At 30.7% G+C, this 22,522-nt stretch carries 19 protein-coding genes; 5 read left to right on the forward strand and 14 right to left on the reverse strand.

Annotated elements, in window-relative coordinates; genetic code table 11:
- The first annotated feature begins 214 nt into the window (after positions 1-214).
- From H0I23_RS04020 to H0I23_RS16840, 3 genes are read left to right on the forward strand one after another with little or no spacing between them, the layout of a single operon-like run.
- Positions 215-3,469, forward strand: coding sequence for a gliding motility-associated C-terminal domain-containing protein (locus H0I23_RS04020; protein WP_216785175.1), 3,255 nt, complete (start codon positions 215-217; stop codon positions 3,467-3,469).
- A gap of 56 nt (positions 3,470-3,525) precedes the next feature.
- Positions 3,526-4,446 carry a type IX secretion system membrane protein PorP/SprF gene (locus H0I23_RS04025; protein WP_216785176.1) on the forward strand — a complete coding sequence of 307 codons (921 nt, stop codon included), beginning with the start codon at positions 3,526-3,528 and terminating at the stop codon, positions 4,444-4,446.
- Between the two features lie 10 nt (positions 4,447-4,456).
- Positions 4,457-6,373: an OmpA family protein gene (locus H0I23_RS16840; protein ID WP_216785177.1), complete on the forward strand. Its 1,917-nt coding sequence runs from the start codon at positions 4,457-4,459 to the stop codon at positions 6,371-6,373.
- Between the two features lie 90 nt (positions 6,374-6,463).
- Here H0I23_RS16840 and H0I23_RS04035 read toward each other — a convergent pair whose 3' ends face one another.
- From H0I23_RS04035 to H0I23_RS04060, 6 genes are all read right to left on the reverse strand, one after another.
- A complete protein-coding gene (locus H0I23_RS04035) occupies positions 6,464-7,180 on the reverse strand; it encodes a DUF6882 domain-containing protein (protein WP_216785178.1) in 717 nt (238 codons plus the stop codon).
- Positions 7,181-7,186: 6 nt separating this feature from the next.
- The gene (locus H0I23_RS04040; RefSeq protein ID WP_216785179.1) at positions 7,187-7,954 is read right to left on the reverse strand and encodes a DUF2314 domain-containing protein; all 768 of its coding nucleotides are present in this window, start codon (positions 7,952-7,954) and stop codon (positions 7,187-7,189) included.
- 114 nt (positions 7,955-8,068) lie between these two features.
- Positions 8,069-8,530 carry a DUF3806 domain-containing protein gene (locus tag H0I23_RS04045; protein ID WP_216785180.1) on the reverse strand — a complete coding sequence of 154 codons (462 nt, stop codon included), beginning with the start codon at positions 8,528-8,530 and terminating at the stop codon, positions 8,069-8,071.
- A 13-nt stretch (positions 8,531-8,543) separates the two neighbouring features.
- Positions 8,544-8,954 (reverse strand): hypothetical protein, encoded by a 411-nt coding sequence (locus H0I23_RS04050; RefSeq protein WP_216785181.1) that lies wholly within the window; start codon positions 8,952-8,954, stop codon positions 8,544-8,546.
- A 115-nt stretch (positions 8,955-9,069) separates the two neighbouring features.
- Positions 9,070-9,804, reverse strand: a complete 735-nt coding sequence (locus H0I23_RS04055; protein WP_216785182.1) for a LytTR family DNA-binding domain-containing protein — start codon at positions 9,802-9,804, stop codon at positions 9,070-9,072.
- On the reverse strand, positions 9,801-11,648 hold the full coding sequence (locus tag H0I23_RS04060; protein ID WP_216785183.1) for a histidine kinase: 1,848 nt from the start codon (positions 11,646-11,648) through the stop codon (positions 9,801-9,803). Before H0I23_RS04060 ends, H0I23_RS04055 begins: the two co-directional genes overlap by 4 nt.
- Positions 11,649-11,811: 163 nt before the next feature.
- Here H0I23_RS04060 and H0I23_RS04065 point away from each other — a divergent pair, with 163 nt between their 5' ends.
- Both H0I23_RS04065 and H0I23_RS04070 read left to right on the forward strand, forming a co-directional pair.
- The gene (locus tag H0I23_RS04065; protein WP_216785184.1) at positions 11,812-12,267 is read left to right on the forward strand and encodes a hypothetical protein; all 456 of its coding nucleotides are present in this window, start codon (positions 11,812-11,814) and stop codon (positions 12,265-12,267) included.
- Between the two features lie 53 nt (positions 12,268-12,320).
- Complete coding sequence (locus H0I23_RS04070; protein ID WP_216785185.1) at positions 12,321-13,124, forward strand: hypothetical protein; 804 nt, start codon at positions 12,321-12,323, stop codon at positions 13,122-13,124.
- 76 nt (positions 13,125-13,200) lie between these two features.
- Here the strand turns inward: H0I23_RS04070 and H0I23_RS04075 are convergent, their stop codons facing one another.
- From H0I23_RS04075 to H0I23_RS04110, 8 genes are all read right to left on the reverse strand, one after another.
- Entirely contained in the window at positions 13,201-17,502 is a 4,302-nt protein-coding gene (locus H0I23_RS04075) for a T9SS type B sorting domain-containing protein (protein ID WP_216785186.1), read from the reverse strand.
- 605 nt (positions 17,503-18,107) lie between these two features.
- A complete protein-coding gene (locus H0I23_RS04080) occupies positions 18,108-18,743 on the reverse strand; it encodes a DUF1444 family protein (protein WP_216785187.1) in 636 nt (211 codons plus the stop codon).
- A 121-nt stretch (positions 18,744-18,864) separates the two neighbouring features.
- Positions 18,865-19,479 (reverse strand): DUF1444 family protein, encoded by a 615-nt coding sequence (locus tag H0I23_RS04085; protein ID WP_216785188.1) that lies wholly within the window; start codon positions 19,477-19,479, stop codon positions 18,865-18,867.
- Positions 19,480-19,654: 175 nt separating this feature from the next.
- The gene (locus H0I23_RS04090; RefSeq protein WP_216785189.1) at positions 19,655-20,356 is read right to left on the reverse strand and encodes a hypothetical protein; all 702 of its coding nucleotides are present in this window, start codon (positions 20,354-20,356) and stop codon (positions 19,655-19,657) included.
- 90 nt (positions 20,357-20,446) lie between these two features.
- Positions 20,447-21,067 (reverse strand): hypothetical protein, encoded by a 621-nt coding sequence (locus H0I23_RS04095; protein WP_216785190.1) that lies wholly within the window; start codon positions 21,065-21,067, stop codon positions 20,447-20,449.
- 144 nt (positions 21,068-21,211) lie between these two features.
- Positions 21,212-21,697, reverse strand: coding sequence for a phosphoribosylaminoimidazolesuccinocarboxamide synthase (locus H0I23_RS04100; RefSeq protein ID WP_216785191.1), 486 nt, complete (start codon positions 21,695-21,697; stop codon positions 21,212-21,214).
- Positions 21,698-21,721: 24 nt separating this feature from the next.
- A complete protein-coding gene (locus H0I23_RS04105; RefSeq protein WP_216785192.1) occupies positions 21,722-22,045 on the reverse strand; it encodes a hypothetical protein in 324 nt (107 codons plus the stop codon).
- 17 nt (positions 22,046-22,062) lie between these two features.
- Positions 22,063-22,479 carry a hypothetical protein gene (locus tag H0I23_RS04110; protein ID WP_216785193.1) on the reverse strand — a complete coding sequence of 139 codons (417 nt, stop codon included), beginning with the start codon at positions 22,477-22,479 and terminating at the stop codon, positions 22,063-22,065.
- Positions 22,480-22,522: the final 43 nt, after the last annotated feature.

Raw genomic sequence — 22,522 nt, forward strand, 5'->3', positions numbered from 1 at the left:
CTCACTTCTCACTTCTCACTTCTCACTTCTCACTTCTCACTTCTCACTTCTCACTCTTTTTTCATTGCTCAATGGGTTTAAATCAGTAAAATATCTTGTTTAAGCTAGTATAATGTGCATTTCATCGAAAAAATAGTTTTTTTTATAAATTTATTAGTAAGAAATTTTATGTTTGTAGTCCAAATCTTACTTAAATCATAAATAATCTACTAATATGGATACATTTCTACTTTCAGGTAAAAAGATTTCATTAGGTCTTTTAATTACCTTTTTATTATCAACATTAACTACTTTTTCACAAACCAGAAACTATGCAGAAATTGTTTCTAGCGAGAGTAATGTAGATAATTCGGCTAATAGTATTGATGAAAATTTAAATACAAGTGCATTAGTAAAAGCTAGTTCAGGAGCATTATTGGGACTGGGCGCTTATTCTGGACATCTAGAGCTTCAATATCCAAATTCCGTTCCAGCAAATACAACCAGCTTTGTTAAAATTAATTCAGAAGATGAAATTCTACCATTTTTATTAGGCGGTAATTTAGGAAATTTACTTGCAGATGTAGGCGGTGTTGTTCTTTTAGGAAATCAACAGTTTTTAGTTGAAGCTAAAGATGGTACAACTACCGTTTTACAAGGAAATTCAGGTAACCCTAATGATTTCTCAACAGACTCTATGCGCGCAGTTGTTGATCAGAATGGAGATTATTTTTTAGCTCTTACACCAAATACAGCTTATGATAATATTCGTCTAACCAATAGTTTAGGTTCTTTAGTAGGTCTTGGTAATACTAAGGGTTTAGAAGTTTTTGGTAGTTATTATGGTGATGGAATTATTGATTGTGGTACACCTTCTTTTACATCTTTTGATGGTAATGGAATTACACTCGATTTATTAAACCTTGGTGGTGCTGGAGTAACGAATCCAGAAAATGCGATTGATAATGATATAAATACAGCATCAGAGCTAAGTTTAGGTTTAATAGCTGTTGCAGGAGATGTAGAGCAAACCTTTTATTTTGATTCGCTTTCAAATGCAACAGATCAAGTATATATAGTAATGGCTATAGACCCTTCTTTACTACAATTGGGTTTAGCAGATAACATAAGTGTAGAGGGTAGTAATGGTACTGATCAACAATTTACAGAAAGCTTATCATCTTTATTAGATTTAGATGTTTTAGGCCTTTTACAAAGTGGAGATGCAACAATACTTAACTTAAACCCAGGCGAAAGTGTAGATAAGGTTACCGTAAATATGTCATCTTTATTAAATGTTGCTTTAGTACAAAACTTGAAAATATTTGATGTTTTTATAGCTCCAGGTGTTCCTGTAATTGATGCTTCGGCTAGTGATTTATCTGTTTGTATTAACTCGTCTGCTAATTTAGTAGCCAATGCTCAAGATAATACTTCAGAGTTACGTTGGTATGACGCAGAATCTGGTGGTAATTTATTAGCAACAGTAAATTCTGGCGATACATTTACAACTCCTGTTTTAAATTCAAATCAAACGTATTATGTTTCAGCGGCTACAATAGGTTGTATAAATGAGTCTCCTAGAGTAGAAGTTCCAGTAAATGTTGTTGCAATACCAACAGCTGATGATATTATGGTTACAGGTAATGAGTTTCCTTTATGCTCATCAAGCGATGTAGTATTGCACCCTTTTAGTGCAATTGATGGAGAGTTTTTGTGGTATTTTGATGCAAATAAAGTCAATCAAATTACTGACGGAATGGTTGTTTCTGGTGTAACATATTCTATAAGTAGTACAGATGGAACTTTGACTGTTACAGGTCTAGATCAATCAAATAGTCCATACACTTATTATGTAGGAATTAAAGAGAGTAGTGCTGGTTGTGAAAATGTACCAGGTGATTTAAAAGAAGTAGAAGTTACAGTTGTAGACTCTAATACAAGTGTAGCTGTTGATTTAAGTGTAGATTCAAGTATGTTATCATTAAACGATTTATTTGAATTTTTTAATGGTGATAATTCAGCAAATGTAACTGGCTCAGTATCTGGTGATGCAAATGCAGGAGATATTATTAATGTTTTAGTTAATAATGTAATTTATACAGGAGCATTAGATGCAAACTTAAATTTTGATATAGCTTTAGATGGTATAGATTTAGCAGCAGATTCAGATAATGTTTTAGATGTGTTTATTGAAGGTGGTGTTTGTACCGATTCAGGTGATGTGTCTATAAGTTTACCAGATTTGGTTATAGATGATGTTTTACAAGTATTCTGCGCATCTGATAACCCAACATTAGCTGATATTGTTCTTGACTCTAACATATCATTATTTAATCTTTTAGATTCAGATGTCGCAGTAAGTTTAGATACTCCTTTAGTAGACGGTGATGTATTTTTTGCAGGTATTTTAAATATACCAACATCTATATTAGATAGGGTCCAGATTACTATAGAATTTACGACTGTTCCTCCGCCAACGACAACATCTATTATTCAAAATTTTTGTATAACAGATTTAGCTACAGTAGCTGATATTCAAGTAAATGAATCAGAAGTTGTTTTTTACGATGCAGAAACAGGAGGTACTATGTTAACTCCATCGGTTGTATTAACAGATGGTATTTATTATGTAGCTACTATTGAAAATGGATGTGAAAGTACAGAAAGGTTAGCTGTAACAGTAGGTATAATTAATGTTCCCGCACCAACAACAACATCTACTAATCAAGATTTTTGTGAGAGTAATTTATCTACAGTGGCTGATATTCAGGTAAATGAAACAGAAATTATTTTTTATGATGCTCAAACAGGAGGTAATGCGATAGACCCTTCTAATATATTAGTTGACGGTACATATTATGCTGCCAATATCCAGAACGGTTGTGAGAGTACAGAAAGGTTAGCTATTACGGTTACGATTTTAGAAGGTGTAACGGCTACCATAACAGGTGAGAAATTAGAAGCGTGTATTTCTCGCCCGTATACATATACAACCGAAGATAATCATCAAAATTATAGTTGGACAATAACTGGGGGTACAATTTCAGAAGGAGGTACAACTACCGATAATTTTGTTTCAGTGTTATGGACTGATTTAGAAGACACATCAATTAGGGTTACTTATGAAAATACTGTTGGTTGTGGTTCTATTGTAAGTGAAGATGTAACAACAAGAACATGTGGCGAGGTTTTAGGAGAAGAGTTTGGGTTACTCGTTTATAATGAATTTACACCTAATAATGATGGTTATAATGACTATTTTGAAATAAAAGGTATTTTAGATTATTCGTCAAGCATTCAGGTTTATAACCGAAACGGGAATCTTGTTTTCGAAACTACAAATTATCAAAATAATTGGGATGGAATAGCTAGTGTATCTGGTATTCTAAACCCTGGTGAAGAATTACCTTCAGGTACATATTATTATGTGATAAATCTTCCAGAAATACAAAGAAATCTGATGGGTTGGCTACAATTAGTTAGATAACAATTAAATCATTTTAAACAAACCTCAATTACAAGTCTTACCAAAACTTAAACCTTATGAAGTTATTTCAATTAAATATAAAATTGTTATTACTAATTCTAGTAATACCAGTATATGCAGTTTTTGCCCAGCAACCACCACAGTATACGCAGTACATGTACAATACTATGGTTTTAAACTCAGGTTACACCGGTACGAGTTCTAAAATAGAAGCTCTTTTATTACACCGTTCTCAATGGATAGGAATAGATGGAGCTCCAGAAAACCAATCTTTTTCAATACATGGAAAATTAAAAGATAAAATAGGAATAGGTTTAAGTGCAACCAATGATAATTTAGGAGCGTCAAATACTATTGAAGTTAACGGAAATTTTGCTTACGAAATAAGAACAGGATATTATACAAAACTTTCGTTAGGTGTTAATGCAGGTGTGAATATCTTAAATGTAGACTATTCAAAAGGTATCTATGCTGATGGTATGGATCCTTTGTTTCAAGAAAATTTAAGTTCAACACGTCCGGTTCTTGGTGTAGGTGCATTCTTTTATAGCACTAAATGGTATGCTGGTTTGTCTACCCAAAACTTGTTAAACTCAGAAATATATAATGATGATGAGATGGTATCAAACAGAAAAAGTCAATATTATATAATGGGAGGTTATGTTTTTGATCTTTCAGAAACTTTAAAGTTTAAGCCAGCCGTTTTGGCAAAGCATGTTGCAGGGGCACCTTTAACGGTTGATATTTCTGGTAACTTCTTAATCAACGAAAAATTAAGTTTAGGTCTTGCATATAGATATGACGATGCCGTAAGTGCGTTAGCTGGTATAAACTTATCAAGCAAATTCTTTGTAGGCTATGCGTACGATTATTCGCTTACTGATTTAAATAACTATAACGACGGATCTCACGAAATTATACTTAGGTATAATGTATTTGATAACAATAAGAGAGCATTATCTCCAAGATTCTTTTAAAAAAAATAGTATGAAAAACATTATTCTAATATTTATTCTTTTTTCTTCTACTATTATATTATCTCAAAGTAAAGAAGAAAGAGCAGACGACAATTTTAAAGAGTTTAAATTTGATGCCGCTATAAAATTATATGAAGATTTAGCTGCAGATAAAAAAAAACCATCATTACATATAATACAGAACTTAGCAGATAGTTATTTTAATATAAACGATTACCACAATGCTAAAAAATGGTATAGTAGGTTATATACAATACAAGGCAAAAATATAGAAGAGGGTAACTTAATAAAATTAGTGCAATGCCTTAAAGTAGATTTAGAAACAGAAGAGGCTGATAAGTTACTGAAAGAGTTTTATACAAAGCCTGAAAAGCTAAAAATGATATTAGCTCAAAAAGCATATTTAGATAGTATTTCTAAAGAAAAACCGAAATATAAAATTGAAAATTTAACTTTTAATAGCAAAAAGTCAGATTTTGCTCCGTATTTATATACTAATGGATTAGTTTTTACTTCGGCAAGAGATACAGCTAAATCAAACAAAATTTACCCTTGGAATAAGCAACCTTATTTAGATTTGTATATCACAAACCCGAATCAAAAAGATTATGTTCCAGAAAAATTCCTTGAAAATTTAGAGTCAGATTTTCATGATGCAACAATTGCACTTTCTTGGGATACTAAAACAGTTTATTTTACGCGTAATTTTATTAAAAAAAACAAACTCACAGCAAATTCTGACGGTCTTTCTAATATGCAAATATTAAAAGGTACCATAGTCGATAATGAATTAACAAACATAACGTCATTAAGTTTTAATAGTGAAGATTATTCTTGCGGACATCCTGCTATAACTGCAGATGGTAATTATATGTATTTTACTTCTAATATGCCTGGTGGTTATGGGGCAACTGATATTTATCGTGTAGAGTTAAATTCATCTGGAGATGTAGGTAAAGAACCTGTTAATCTAGGCCCGACTATAAATACTAGAGGTCGTGAAATGTTCCCTCATGTGGTAGATGATGTTTTGTATTTTTCCTCAGATGGTCATTATGGCTTAGGTGGACTAGATGTGTTTGCTTCGGCAATTTTACAAGAATCAGAATTTTCATTACCGTTAAATAGAGGAGAACCAATTAATAGTAATATGGATGATTTCTCATATATAAGAGAAGTTGCTTCTAATAACGGTTATATAGCCTCGAACAGAGCAGGTGGTGTAGGTGATGATGATATTTACTATTATGAAGGTATTAAGCCAACAGACTGTTTAGAGTATTCTGGTAATGTTTTTGATAAAAAAACGGGTGTTCAGTTGCGTGATGCTACGGTAGAAATATACGATTCTGAAGAAGGTTTAATTTTAGTTACAAAAACAGATATGGAAGGGTATTATAATTTTATCCTACCTTGTAATAAAACAAACAAGCTTGTTTTTTCTAAGAATGATTATTCCAAACAATCAGTTACAGTTACTACTGATGAAAACCCTAAAGAACCATCAGCTAATAATAAAGTGTATTTAACACCTTTAGAAAGTTTGATTGTAAAAGATAATGGTGTAGAAAAAATTAAAGTAGAACCTATCTATTTTGATTATGATAAATACAATATTACAACTAGGGCAGAATTAGAATTAGAAAAAGTATTATTTGTTTTAACAGAATTCCCAGATATTAAAATAAAAATAGAATCACATACAGATTCTCGAGGGAAAGATAGTTACAATTTAAAATTATCTGATAATAGAGCAAAATCTACTAGAGACTACTTAATATCAAAAGGCATTTCAGAATATAGAATTGAAAGTGCTAATGGGTATGGAGAAAGTCAATTAAGAAATGAATGTAGTAATGGTGTTAGATGTTCAGAGCAAAAGCATTTGGTAAATAGGAGATCCGATTTTATCATCGTTTCAAAATAAATAAAAAACAATTTTAAAGTAAAAAAGCATCACTATTGTGATGCTTTTTTTATGCCAATTATCTAGAATAAAAGAAAGAAAATAATTTCTTTAAATTTTTCCATTTAATGATATTAACCTGTTTGAAGCATCAAATTCTGCACTTAAAATTTTCTTGTTTTTAAGGCCTTCTATCTTATGTTCTGTATGGTGTATTTTAAAATCACGATCTATTAAATAATTTAGAAAAGCATTTTCATGGTGTACAGTTATTCCTCCGATTAGTTGAGGAAAACAGGTTAATACTTTTTCAATCTTATCCATCTCAATTTCAGGTATTCTGTCATCATCTATGGTAATCACAAGAGTTCCTTGACCGTAATTAGCGCAGTAATAACTTTTAGATGAAAATTGGCCACATGCTAACATTCCTATTTTGTGTTCAAAACCTTCATCAACATTAAAATGGCCTTCAATGAGTTCTTTAATATCTTTTTGTTCTCCTAGTGCTTTAAGCTGTTTAGATTGTATTAATAAGTTTTCAGGAATACCACTTTGCGTATTTGCCCAGCCCCACATCCAAGAACTGTTATTAAAAGATAAAGAACCAATTACTTGAATAGGTAGTTCTAAGTCTCCAAATAAGATACTTCCTTTTCCTAAATCTAATTGCCATGCATTAGAACCAATAAAGTCACCAAAAATTAATTGTTTTTCAAAAGATAAACCTGCATGTGCTTCAAAAAGAGATTCTAAGCTATTCCATTCAGTTTTATTGATGGTCTTAAAATTAGTGAGTTCTGGAGTTCTATCTTTATCTTCTGACATCGTTTTTTATTTTAAAATTTCAATAATAGGTTGCCAATTCATTTCTTTAGCATAGGTTAATGCCGTTTTGTTGCTTTTAGATTTTAGTTCCTTATCGGCTCCTAAATCTAATAAAATTTTAACTATTTCAGCATTTCCAGCAATAGCTTCTTTATGTAATAAGCTAAGTCCGTTCTCATCTTGAATTGTTATTTCATCAGGATTTTTATTGATATAAGCACGAACATTGCTTCCCATAATTTTACACATAGGATGCTCTATTAAATTACCAGGATTTTCTTTTTGTTGATGAACAAGAAGAACGTCATTAAAATCCCCAAAATTTAACCCCCATGCTTGATCATGACGTTCTCTTTCTTCTTCACCCATTGTTGCACGCATGGTGTGAATAGTAAAACCACCATACGTTTTTTCTTCAATAGAAATCATCCAGTCACTTATTTCATTAACTTTTCTGCTTACTATATCTCCTTTTTCTATATTGGTCAGTTGGTGTGGTTCATTTACCAATTCACCAGTTATATGTTCACCATCAAAATTTAGATTATTAACCCACATGTGTTCTACTTTAGGAGTTTCGTCCTCTGTAAATTGCTGTGTAAAGGCTAATTTAATCATAGCAAAATCATGAGCAGGTATGATTCTTCTAGACTCCCAATACAATTCTCTCCAGAAATACTTAAAACTCTCTTGAGCTCTCACGTTTGCTGCATTCATTTTTTCATTCTGTTCTTTATAAATAACAGACGGCTTATTTTCTTCGTTTTGATCCATTTGTTTTAACTATAAGGTTAATTGCTGGCTTTAAGATTTTACAAGACATGTAAAGCCTTGTAAAATGTAATACAAGGCTCTATTTTAAATTTAGATAAAAATATAGTAACTCTTTTATTTTTTAGAGATAGCATATTTCATAGTTGCCATAATAGGTTCAAAAAATACGGTTTCTTGAGAACCAATTCTTTTTTGTACAATACTATACGGAAAGGTTGTGTATTCTGGGTTTTCATGGCGTATACAAATCTCTTCACCATATTCATCCGCAATATGTTTCCATTGGGTGTCAAATGCAGTATTTAATACTTCGCCATAAGCACTACCTAAAGCAAATTCAATCATTTTTGCATTTGGTTTTTCTAAACTTACAGAATTAAAATTTTCAATATCATTGTCTGCAATATATGCTGTTGTATCTGCCAACCAAAGACCAAAAACTTCAGTCAATAATTTAGCCGTAAATGTGCCGTCAAAATCTGACACATATTTTTTACAAATTGAATATCCTAAATCTAAATGACGCTCCAAGACATCAAATTCTAAAGTTGTTAAATTTCTAAGAGTAGATTGCATACAAGTAAGTATCTTAAAGGTTATTTTCTAATAACTCTACAAGTACTTTTGTTCTTCTGTCTACATCAGGTGCATTACTAACCGGGCAGTGGTTTACTTCTAAAACACCATCTTTTAAAGTATAAGCATGTGTTGGGTTATGGTGATTATCTCTATTAACAATCACTATTTTTTTAACCCCTTCTTGTAAGGCTTCTTTACCTAAATCGTCTGCAGTAATGGCTGTAAAAGCGTCAATAAATGGCTCAAAATATATTTTTGAGTACGTATCCATATATAAATGTGTGAAACGATCTTCAAATAAAGTATCCCATTCTATTTCTAAAGGCACATCAAAACCAGCAGCTTTAACTATTTGCTCTTTTAATGCAGGAAGTTTTTCGTCTTGAAATTGTTTTGTAATTTTTTTTTCTTTAAGTCCCATGTATATTTTAATTTAAATAATTTATCGTTCGGATATAAAATTATATTAAATGAGACTACTTATAAAAACGGTTTTAAAAGCGTTGATTTTTGTTTTAAAAGCGTTATGATTTTAGTTACAATTTAGACAAAAACTGCTTTATAATGCTTTTTTTTCTTGAGGATACGGGAACTTTTTCGCCGTCTTTTAAAATTATAGAATTAAGCGCCAGAGTATCAATATAATTACTGTTGATGAGGTGTGATTGGTGCACGCGGATAAATGCAGTATCGTTTAACATGCTTTCATAATATTTTAAGTTTCGAGCACTCATGATTTTTTTATCAGCTGTATAAAATGTGGTATAACTTCCATCAGATTGGCATCTGATAATATCATCAATAACTAAAACGTGTTGTTCTTGTGTAGTTTTAATCAGCAAGGTTTTTTTAGTCTCACGCATATCATTATTTACCGTTTTGGTAAGTAAAGATTTATATGCTTCATCTTTCTGAAAGGAAGTTTTAAAACGATCTACAGCCTTCGTTAATTCATCAGAATCTATAGGTTTTAATAGGTAATCTATAGCTTCTGCACGAATTGCTTTTATAGCAAAATCTGTATATGCCGTAGTAAATATTATTTTAAAAGATACCTTATCTAAGGCATCTAAAATAGAAAATGCATTACCACCAATAAGTTCTATATCTAAGAATACAAGATCTACACTATTGTTTTTTAAAAATAAGATAGCATCGTTAACCGTACCTATTTTTGCTACAATATCCACTTCTTTTTGCGTATACTGTAATAATTTGGATAAGGTATTTAATGCATTATATTCATCTTCTATTAGTACTGTTTTTATCATGTATAATAAATTTTAAAAGACACTTTCGTTCCAATAGCATGGCCATCTAAATCGTATAAATCTTCTATTTTAAACGTCTTTTCTTCAGTTTTCTTACGCAGTTTTAATCGCTCTATAAAAATAGCTGTAGCATGTAATTCGGTTGGGTTTTCTAGTTTTTTAGCTTGTAATGATCTGCCAATACCATTATCTGTAATTATGAAGCAAAGTGCATTGCCTTCTTTTAAAATTTGTAATTTTAAAGTACCTCCAGATTTTCTATCTTTCAAACCATATTCGATAGCATTTTCTAAAAAAGGTTGTAAAAGCATAGGAGGAACCTTTAGGTTTTTAAGCGCAGCATCATCTTCAAGAATTAAATGGTATGAGAATGAATGATTAAAACGTAATTGTTGAGTTTCAATATAATTCTCAAGCATACTTATTTCTTGCTCTAATGAAATCTCTTCTTTTCGAACGTAATCAAAATTTTGACGTATTAATTTAGAGAATTTAGAAATATAATTTGATGCTTTTAAAGGATCTCTATCTAAGGTTATATTTTGTATTGCGGCTAGGGTATTGAATATAAAATGAGGGTTCATTTGTGCTCTTAAAACACGTTGTTCTAGTGCTGATGCCTTGTTTGCAGCTTTTAGTTTAGAAGCATAAAAGTAGGTCGCTATTAATATAAGTAGTAGTAGTAAAACAACGATTAAAACCCCATAAAGCCAATTATTCTTTTTATTAAGTTGCTTTTGATATGCTAAATCTACTTCTTTCTTTTTTGCCTTATATTTTATCGTTGCAAAATGTAATAACCTTTCTTTTTCTTTTATTTGATGTTCTATTTGTAATTGATCTCGTACTATTTGGTACTTAAGAGCCTTTGCAGAATCTTCAGATTTTATAGCTAATGTGATTAATTTATCTAGTATTTGTATTTGCTCAGGTATGTTTTTGTCCTTTTTATAAATACGTAATGCTTCTTTATAACTTTCTTGAGAATTTAGGATGTCATTCTGTAAAAAATAAACATAACCTAAGCCTTTATGAGGGGCTGCATTAACAGCGCTAATGTTTTTATTTACTTGAATTGCACCTTTTAAAAATTGAATAGCAAGCTCATATTTTTCGGCTTCTATATAGGTGTATCCTATATTATTTAAAATCTTTACAATCATCTGAGGCGACTTAATATTTTGCCCTAATTTTAAAGATTCTTGATAAGTCGCTAAAGCTTTATTGAATTGCTTTTGCTTTAAATGTAATGCCGCGATATTATTATTTAAAGAGATAATGGATACTGTATCTTTTTGATCAGAAAAAATGTGATTTGCCTCTAGTATAAATTGCATTGCTTTAGGGTAATCTTCTAAAGCATAATGGAGTTGAAATAATTGATTATTTGCTTTTGCAAGTAACCTTTTGTCATTTAATTTTTCTGAATTATGTAAAGCTTCTAAAGCATATTCCTGTGCTTTTTCTATATTTTCTAGTCTGAGGTTTGCAGCACTCAACGTAATTAGACATCTAGTGTTATTAAAAACATCTTGTTGTTCTATAAATAAAGCTGAAGCATTTTTATGTTCAGCGATAGCTTCTGAGTATAGGTTATTTATATAATACAATTCTCCTTTTTTGAAGTAGAGTAGGGCCTCTTGTTCTGGTGTGATTTTAGAGAATTTTAGCTGTATACTATCTAATAAACCTATAGCTTTTAGCCCGTCTTGTTGGGTAAGACTGTCTATGACATTTAAGGCCACTGTAAATTCTTTTGTTACTTTTTCTGATTGAGAACAACTGAAAAATACCAGAACTATTAATGGGTAAAAAATAAGTTTAAATAAAAAAGAATAGTTCATGCGTATGCTATGCGTTTCAAGAAAAACGAAACTACTGTATTCCTTTTAAAGGAGAAATTATTTTAACATCTAAAATAGCAAATACAAAACAATTAGTAACACTTATAAAAGACAATTAAAATTATAGAAAATCAATACTACATTAGTTTTTCAAAAAAAAAAAATGGATTATACAAAGACAGTAGATGGTATATGTAAAGGTGGTGGATTTGAAATAACGCACAAAATAGAAGTAACCAAAAAAATTACACCTAAAATTAGCATTGATGATGCCCATTTTTTAATATATGACTGGCCAGACGATAAGGAAGGTGCCAATACAACTATTGCTATAAATTTGACCTATTTTTTTATTTTAGAAGATAAAAAGTATGAAATAGGTACTAAAAATACATTTTATGATTATGATGTTATAGCTTATAAAAACACTCTAAAAAACTGGTATACTAACGATGTTTACCCTTTAATTGTAAAAAGAGCTTTAGAAATTTGCAAAGAAAAATTAGAAGAGGAATTAGGGATTTCTTTAACTAACATTGCTCCTTTTGATACACAAGCAACTAAAGCAAAAAGACTCGCTAATAAAGCTTTAAAAGGCTGTTTAATAGATACTATTTAAACAACGAACACCACTAATTTATAAATTAAGTAAAATTTAAATTGTCGGATAACATGGAAAACGATGTATTAAAAAAGCAAGAGACTTTATATGGTAATTTAAACTTTGCTGTAGCGATTAAAAAAGATAACGTTGGAATTATAAAGCATTTTATAGCGAGTGAAAAAGAAGCATACGAAAACAATTTTCAAGGACAATTTTATCCATCGTATCATAATGAAATTAATAGAGTAATGAGTACTAAAATGCTTAAAATTTCTGATGAAGATATCTTTTTAGCATTCTATTACAGACTTAAATTAGGAATTATAGATAAACCTATAGAAAAACATTTTTCTTTGTTTTTAAAAGCTGTTGAGCATAATATAACTGACAATGATTTAGAAAATACCTATTTAGATGCTGCACAGTTATATTTGCTTTTTGGTATAAAAAATAACGAAAACTCTGATGCTGTTAACGATGTCATTTATGAAGATTATATAGAACTATTAAAGTTTTTAAACCTTTGTAGCACATATAATACATACCCCAACTTGCGAAAAAAAAGTATTCGTTTTTTACCTTTTCTAGAAAATGAAATTCTAATGAGACGTATTACAGAGGGCTTTTCTTTTTATTATGGTAGTACGTTTATAGCAGCGGGTTCTCTAGTTTTACTTTTGTTGGACACAAAAAAAGACTCTAAGAATGTTTTACTAGACTTACATAAAAATGACTTAACAAATACCAATGTTTGGCTTTTAGGCAGCTTTTATGAAGATTTTCAGAAAACAGAAATTAATAAATCGTTATTGAAAGATCTGTATAACAAGTATCCTAAAGAATGGATAGACGAATACCAGAAAACAAATTGAGATTAAAGGGACACACTACTTTTCTTAATCTCAATTATATAAACTTGAACCTGTTACTTATACTACTATTCTTAAATTATCTTTTTAATGAAAAATGACCAGATGATGTAATAGCTCCATCTGGTGTTTTAAATCTGAACCAATAATCTGTAGCAGGAACCATAATACCATTGTAACTTCCATCCCAACTACCATTTTCAGCATTAAATTGTGCTAAAAGTTTACCATATCGATCATAAATAGAAATAGTACCTTCTATGGTAAAGAGCTCTTGATCTACTTTCCATAAATCATTAATACCATCATTATTAGGAGTAAAAAACTTAGGGAATTTGGCTTTTGTAGCATCTTCAGAATCGTTACAAGCTAGTAAATCGATAAAAACAGTAAAGCTAGATTCATCAGAACAAGATCCTGATTGATTATAAATGTAAATGGTTTGCGTTTCAGTTATAATATCACCATCATTTAACATTGATCCTTGCCCATTACTTTCTGTAAAATAAGTACCGTTTGTAAGTGTTGCTAAAGTGAAAGATTCACATTCTGTAACATCACCTAGTTGGTCTACTATAGCAGGTTGATCAATAGTAACGGTGAAACTAGTTTCATCTGCACAACTTCCTGTTCCTGCATAAATATAAATTGTTTGAGTTGTTGTAATTAAATCTCCTACTTGTAATTGTGTTCCACCTGCATTTGTTGCTGTATAATAATTATTACCAGGGCTCAAAGCTGTTAATGTATAGCTGTCACAAGCGATAACGTTAGCTACAGTGTCAGCAATTATAGTAGTACTTATAGAAACAGTAAAGCTAGATTCATCAGAACAAGATCCTGATTGATTATAAATGTAAATGGTTTGCGTTTCAGTTATAATATCACCATCATTTAACATTGTTCCTTGCCCATTACTTTCTGTAAAATAAGTACCGTTTGTAAGTGTTGCTAAAGTGAAAGATTCACATTCTGTAGCATCACCTAATTGGTCTACTATAACAGGTGGATCAATAGTAACGATGAAACTAGTTTCATCTGCACAACTTCCTGTTCCTGCATAAATATAAATTGTTTGAGTTGTTGTAATTAAATCTCCTACTTGTAATTGTGTTCCACCTGCATTTGTTGCTGTATAATAATTATTACCAGGGCTCAAAGCTGTTAATTTATAGCTGTCACAAGCTACAATGTCAGTAATAATATCTGCTGTTTCAGGTAGTATTGTAATAAGGCTAAAAACACTTTCATTGTAACAACCTCCCATATCTGATACTCTCGCCGTAATTTCTTGACTATTAGCAGTTGTATTAGTATAACTATTAGTAAGCGTTAAAGGGTTTCCAGAAGTATCAAAATAAGAAATTGTAAGACCAGCTTGTGAACCAAAAGCTTGTGACTCAATATCAGCAAGATTTAAAGAAAAAGTAGTAAATCCATCAGCATCTAAATCGCAGGCTAAAATATCATTTACAGTATTTGCTGTTGGGCCACTAGCACTTACGGTTAGTGTAATAGGGTTACGCTCTAAAGTAAGGTCGGTAACAATGGTGCTTGTAATTAAACAAGTATATACTCCAGCATCAGAAACAGCTACGGGGTATAATACTAAATCTGCATTATTTGAACCGGTAATAGCAGTACCGTCTTTAAACCATTGGTATACGTTTGCAGAACCACTAACCACTGTAGATAGTGTTATAGAAGAACCTACACAACTGCTCAGGTCTTCAATAGTATTTACTTTAGCTTGTGGATTATCAGTAAAAATTGAAATATTTGAAATGTATGTATCGAACTCATTTTCAAAATCGCCAAACTCAAAAGCATTATTATTAAATTTAAATTGACTAAAATTTGTATTTGATGTAAAATCAGGAATAGTATTATTTAATAAATTATTATCTAAAGTAAGAACCTCTAGTATACTTGAATTAGCTAATTCTTGAGGGATCTGACCTGAAAGTTGATTTTCTTCTAAAAATAAAAATCGAAGATCAGGCAGACTAGCGACACTTGCCGGAATTTGACCATCAATTAAAGCTCTGCGAATACTAAGAAAATATAGATTGGAAAGATTACCTAATTCATTAGGAATAGTACCAGTAATATTTTGAAAACCTAATGAAAGATATTCTAAGTTGGACAGGTTACCCAATGTATTTGGGATTGTTCCTGATAATAAATTGTTTCTTAAGCGTAATATTTTAAGATTTGAAAGATCTGAATATTCAGGATAGATAAAGCCCGTAAAATTATTGCTTTCTAAATTAAGTAGCTCTAAAGATAACATTTGCGTAATTTCAAAAGGAACATCACCTGTAAGCTCATTATTTGACAAGTCTATATAAACTAAATTATTTAAAGTAGTTACCGAAAATGGTATATCTCCCGTAAAATCATTACCGAATAACAATAATGATTGTAATTCTGTTAAATCTCCAATGTTTAAAGGAAGAGGACCTGTGAAATTATGATTTGATAAATTTAAATAAACTAACTTATCTAGTGTTAATAAAAAATCGGGGAAAGAGCCATTTAAATTACCATCATATAAATCTAAGTAAGTTAACTCCGTTAAATCTGCCATTTCAATAGGTAAAGTACCTGATAAGTTATTACTTCCTGTAGAAATATTAGTATCATTTAAATCGATGCCTACAACACAACCATTACTGTTTATAGTTACACCGTACCAAGTACTTAGTGGAGCAGTAGTATTCCAATTTGTGTTATTCACCCAATTAGGGCCATCTGTAGCATTATAAAGTGCAACTAATGCAGCTCTATTCGAAACTTCGCAACTAATAGTAACATTTAAATTAATTTCATTACGCTCAAGAATTAGATCAGTTACTATATCACTAGAAATTTCTGCATGATATGTACCCGCATCTGTTGTTTGTAAATTACTTAGTACTAAATTTGGACTATCAGGCGCTGTAGTTATTTCAATACCATCTTTAAACCATTTGTAATGATTTTGAGCTCCGCTTACAGTTGTTGATAATGTTACAGTATTTCCTATTTCTCCAGTTATATTTTCAATGTCATTTACTTTTGCTTGGGGGGTATCAATAAAACTAGTTAGATTAATTTTGTATAAATTAAATTGATTTTCAAAATCACCAAATTGAAAATTATTATCTCTAATTATAAAAGTATTCAAGCTCGTGTTGCCTGTGAAATTAGGTAAGGTACCTTCAAAATTATTATTTTGAATAGAAAAATTTTTGATATTATTCCATTGAGTATAAACATCTGGAATTGTACCTGTGAATTGATTATTATTAATATAGAATATTTCTAAGTCTTGCCATAAAGAAAAATTGGGAGGTAAAGTTCCGGAAAGTAAATTATCGTTAACAGCAAAAACTTCAATATTTGAAAAAACGGAATAGCTATCAGGAATAGTTCCTTCTATTTTGTTATTTAATACAGAAAACTCATTAATATTAACCCAACTACTAAATGTAGGGGAAAGCGTACCAGAAATATCATTATGGGAAATCTTAAATTCTTGTAAATCTACTAAGTTAGCTAATGATTCTGGTATTGATCCAGACAATGCATTACCCCATAAATCAATTTTTTTCAATTTTGTTAAATTACCAAAAGAATCTGGAATTGAGCCAGTAAGACCACCATCCAAGATATTACTATATGAACTTAGGTCAATTTTTTCTAAATTAATTAATTGGCCATATTCAGTTGGAATTTCTCCTGAAATGTAAGTACTCGCAATTGAAAGCTCAATTAAATTAGCCAAGTTGCTTAACGAGGTAGGAAGTGTACCTGTGAGTGATTGACCTCCTAAAATTAGGTAGCGAAGCGATAATATGTTACCGAGGCTTACGGGAACAGTGCCTGTTAACTCGTTTTCACTTAAATTTAAATAAGTAAGATTTGTTAAATTTCCGTATTCAGGACGAATAAATCCTGTGAAGGTGTTGTAATATAAGTTTAAGTACGTTAATTGAGTCATGGTGGTCACTTCAAGAGGAATATCTCCAGTAAGGTTGTTTCCCCATAGATTTAATGAAGTTAATGTTGGTATTGTTGTTAAAGAAATAGGGAGACTTCCGATGAGGTTAGCTCCTGAAATATCTAATGATACAAGATTTTGAAGATTAGCCAACTCATCAGGAATAATGCCTGTTAAATTATTACCTCCTCCAAACAAATTTGAAGTATTCATATCAATACCACGCACACTGCCCCCAGCAATACTAAGACCTTTCCAAGCATTAGTTACAGGTCCTGAAAAATCCCAATCGTTTGATATATTGGCATCAGTTTGACTTGTCCAATTATCACCACCTGTAGCAGTATAAAAAGCTTGTAGTGCAGCTTTTTCTGCAGGTGTCACTTGTGCAAGCATAATGTGAGCAAATAACAGGAACAATATTGTAGTAAAAAATCTCATTGAATAATGAATTTATTTATTGTAATATATAACGAATATAATATATACGTATTGCTAAAGTACAATTTTGATAATTCTATTTTTTATGCCATTGATAAGAGTAATGTATTTTTTTATACTTATTAATATAACGTAAACCTTATTTTATTAAGGCTAACAAAGTTTACATTGTACATGAAAACTAACAATAAAACTCTACTAAAAAGGTCATTCGTATAAAGGCTATAACACTGTCTTGAGCTAAATGTAAAGGAGTATCTAAACAGGTAACCTCATCACCACTTCAACACCATCTTCGGAGGGTATTAAAGTAGAATTTAAGTCCTACTTTGAGTCAAACCCAATTACTTGGTTTTAAAATAGGATATATTTTTTATCACTATTTTTAGTTTGCTGAATGATTTTTTCTATTTCTTCTTAAGATTTTTTTTATGTAAAGTGTACCGCTCATAATTTTTTAAGTTTTACTATACACTACAAAATTAGAGAAGCATCTCAGTTTTTTATTAAGGTATTCAGCTATTTGAAGATGTAATAGTTTACTTTCTAAGCGATATGTTTTATTGGTAATCAGACAAGTTATGTAAGGCAATATGTCCCGTAATTCGGCCTGCTTTCATGGTGAAGAGAATATTTGCTATTGGCGCATTTCCATAGCTATCGTCTTCCCAAGCATCTTTGTGTAAGCTTAAAAAAGCTTCAAGTAGTTCTTCGTCAGCGTTTCTCGAAATTACCATCATACAAGAGCGCCTTGGTACAGAAACAAATAATTCGTCGGCTTCTAGCATGGTGTGTGCTTTTAACATATGTGCTTCATTGAGTATACGTTCACTAGAAAAATTGTTTCCACTAGAGGTTAAAACCTTATTTTGCAGTACTTCAGAATAGGTGAATTCTGTTTCATAATTTCCTAAATTTCTAAAAGCTTCATTTGTAATTTGCTTACTGTCCATGGTTTCCAAATGTTGTTGCGTTAAAAACACAAAATTATCTGGTGTATCTATACCGTAAGCAATAACAACCTTTGGTCCGGCTTCTGTATTTATTAAATTAGAACTTAATGCCCCAGCTTTAAGCCCAGCCCAATTTCCTGGTTTTAAAATAGGATAGATTTTTTGATCACTATTTTTAGTCTGCTCAATAATTTTCTCTATTTCTTCTGGAGATTTTTCTTTACCGTGAAGTGTACCACTCATAACCTTAAGTTTTAATATTTACTACAAAATTAGAGAAGCCTATAATTTTATTTATCACTGGATTCAGCTATTTTGAGATTTAATAAATTAGCCATAAGGTTTAAGTCTTTATTTAATTAAATTATAATGGAATATGACCAACAATGTTACCATCTTTTACAATAAAAAATGAATTTGTAATAGGTGCATTACCAAAACTATCATCCTCCCAAGTATGGTTGTGTAAAAAAGCAAACTTATTAATCGTGTCTTCATCTGCTTGTCTTGAAATAATAGTCATACAAGTTCTTCTTGGAATAGATACTAATAATTCTTCAGCGTCTAACATAGCATGTGCTTTTAGCATATGGGTTTTAGAAAGAATGGTTTCACTAGAAAAGTCGTTCCCGTTAGCACCAACGGCTTTGTTATCTAGAGCACCAACAAATGTTAGTCCTGGATCACATTTTTCTAAATTGGTGAAGGCTTCTTGCGTAATTTGTTTAGCATCCATAGTTTCTAAATGCTGTTTAGTTAAAAACACAAAGTTATCTGGTGTATCCATACCGTATCCTATAACGACTTCTGCGCCATCTTCAGAAGGAATTAAAGTAGAACTCAAAGCCCCTGCTTTTAATCCAACCCAGTCTCCGGGTTTTAAAATAGGATAGATTTTTTTATCGCTATTCTCTGTTTGTTCTACTATTTTAGCTATTTCTTCAGGTGTTTTTTCGGGACCGTGAATGGTATTACTCATAATCTTATTTTTTTATTATTATTACAAAACTAAAACAACCATCCTTTTTTTTTATCACTGTTTTCAGCCATTATTAAATATAATGGTTTGTCTGATTCATTAAAAAAAAGGTATTCTTATAAATAAGAATACCTTGGTTATTTTTGATAATTAGCCTGTTTTAGACTGAAGTTCTTTACGGACAGTCTAGTGATGATATTAAAAATAGACCGTCTTGATTTTCAATAATTGCGATACTGCGTGTAATGCCTATGCCTTTAAAAATGTATTGGTTATCTCTTTTTTCTATAAACTCAGGCATTAAAATAAAATTTCCTTTTGAAGTGATATCAATATTAGGATCATGAACAGGCAATTGATGATAGACTTCATGTAATGTCATATGTTTATATAGGTAAGTATTCTCAAAACAATCATTAAAATCAGTGTAGGTATGAATTAGATGGTCATAGGTTGTTATCTCTTCTTCAATTTCAAATGGCTTGTCGTTAAATGTTTCAATTCTCTTATCTGTAGTTTTACGTGTCATTTGTCCTTTAAAATCAGGAATAACGACACCATTGTAAATAGGCTCTAATTGAGGTCTAAATGTTGTCAAGTCTGAACTGTGAATAAATCCAGAACAGACTTGATTTTTTACTTTAATAAAATTTCCATAAAGTTGAAAGCCTTCACCAATGTGTATGGATTGTTTTGTTTCAATAATGTGCTCTGCAACAATTTTTTCTCCAACTGAAATGCGTTTTATCAGTTTTGAATTTAATGAAGGTTTTTCATAGAGTGGAGCTCCAAAAACATTGATGACAAAGAACGAATTCTTGTCACTTATTTCTTTTAAAGAATTACCCGTTGTCGTTTTAAGACCTGCGCTGTTCATTGTTTCAATGTTTTGAATTGAACACCTTTTTTGTAAATTGTTTCCTTAGAAATAGAAAACGTTACTAAATCTATAACATAGCGTTTAGATTTATAGATATACGATTCCTTCACTATTACCACTTTTTATGTATAAAAGTATATTAGCGATATGCGCATTGTGGTTAGTTTTATCGTTCCAATTATGTCTATGTACGTATAAAAACATATCTAACAGCTCTTTGTCCGAATCTTTAGGAATAATAAGGATATTACCACGTCTAGGTATAGATACAAATAATTCTTCTGACTCTAAAAAATCATGAGCCATACGCATTTGTGTATAACTAAGAGCTCTTTCATTAGAAAATCGAGTTCCATTTGAACTCAATACTTTATTATCAAATTCTTTTTCAAACTTAAATTCTTGTTCAAGCTCGTCTAAGTTGTCGCTAGCTTCTTGATATAAGTTTCTATTTCCAAAAAAATCTTTATGTTTCTTTGATAGATATACCAAACCATTTGGCGTTTCTACGGCATAAGATTTAACAACTAAAGGAATTTTATCATCATCATTATCTTCAAGAACTTCTACATTATAGAGTGCTCCATTTTTAACACCTGGCCAACTTGCTGGTTGTAGTACAGGATAAAGTTTATATTCTCCATCTACAGCTTTTTGCACGTCTTGGTCTATTTCTGCTAAATATTGTTTTTTTTCTTGTTCTGTCATGAGTATAGTGTTGTAATTAATTTAATACAAATGTATAAGAGTATATGACCAAGTTTATCACGGTATTCAGCCATTTAAAGATTTAGTGGTTTACATAGTTTTATGTCCATAAAAAAAAGGTTTACAAAAATGTAAAACCCTCTTTTATTCATTTAATAATTTCTCTTCTTTCAATATTTTTTTTGCTTTTTCGGTTTCTTTTGTGCCATTTTTCATTGAACCTGGTAACATTATTATACGTTTCTTAATTTTTCCTTTTTCGTCTTTAAAAAGGACTTCAAATCTAGAACGCGTTATTCCGAATATTGCTTTTTTAAATTTGATACTCTTAATATCTTTTCGTTCAATTACTGGTGTTGCAGAATTATTAATGCTTTTAAAGATTCCATACATAAGAAATAAACTAATTATTGAATAAAATATTGATATCGGAACTTGACCTGTTTGAAAGCTATCAAATGCTGAATAAAGTAAGAAAGCGGAAATTCCTCCATAAATTATTAAAACTCGAGTGATGCTTTTTCCAACAGCCACTTTTGCTACATTTCCAATAATTCCATCTCTTGTGAGTATAATTTTATCTGGTAAAATATGACAAAATCCTGTTTTAGTTTTAAATTGTTTTTCCATTAACTTTCTATTCGTTTCTAAATCCTACTCTTCAATTTTTAGTTCTGTAAGATGAATTGTTTTGTCATCTGTAAATTGATAACTTCCTTTACCGGAAACTTTTTTTGTAAAAAGCCTAATATCATCACCCGAAGAAACACCTACATTAACATCAAATAAAAATTCTGCTTTTTTAAAAGTGAAGGAATTAGTTATAATATCTACAGAAATATTAGTCGGTTGCAATGCAACAGTCCAATAACTAGAAGCCTCGTTACCAAAGTTTGTATTCGCTAATAAATTTCCCCAGGTTTTATTATGGTTAGAAATTTGTACAGCTAATTGGTTTTGTATGTTTTCTATATTCATAATTGATAAATAAAAAACTACCAATAAGACCCCACTAAAAACGTCATTCTTATAAAAGCAATTACACTTTCTTCCGTTAAGACTAAGGGAGTTTCCAAGGTGGTAACTTCATTACCATCTACAAAAACCACAAACAATCCGTCTTTAAAAGCGACTAATACATTGTCTATAGCTTCTTGTTCTACTGCCAGATTTTTATTGGTCAAATCACCAAAATCGACTTTACCACTTTGGGCTTGTTCTTGTATTTCGGTTGGACTTAAAAATCCAATAATGTTTACTTCGGTTCGCTTTTTATTAAAGGCTTCTACTTGGTTTTTCACACAACCTACCAATAACTCGTTTAAGTTTTTTGGTATAGCATCTAGGGTTAGTGGTATTTGCTTTACCTTTTTTTTGCCTAATCGTTTAAGTTGTAATGTTATTTGTGGCATATACGCTTGTTGTTTTTTGGTGCGTTAGGGATTGTCGTGAAAA

It is taken from the genome of Cellulophaga sp. HaHaR_3_176, assembly GCF_019021925.1.
In the GTDB taxonomy this organism is placed as follows: domain Bacteria; phylum Bacteroidota; class Bacteroidia; order Flavobacteriales; family Flavobacteriaceae; genus Cellulophaga.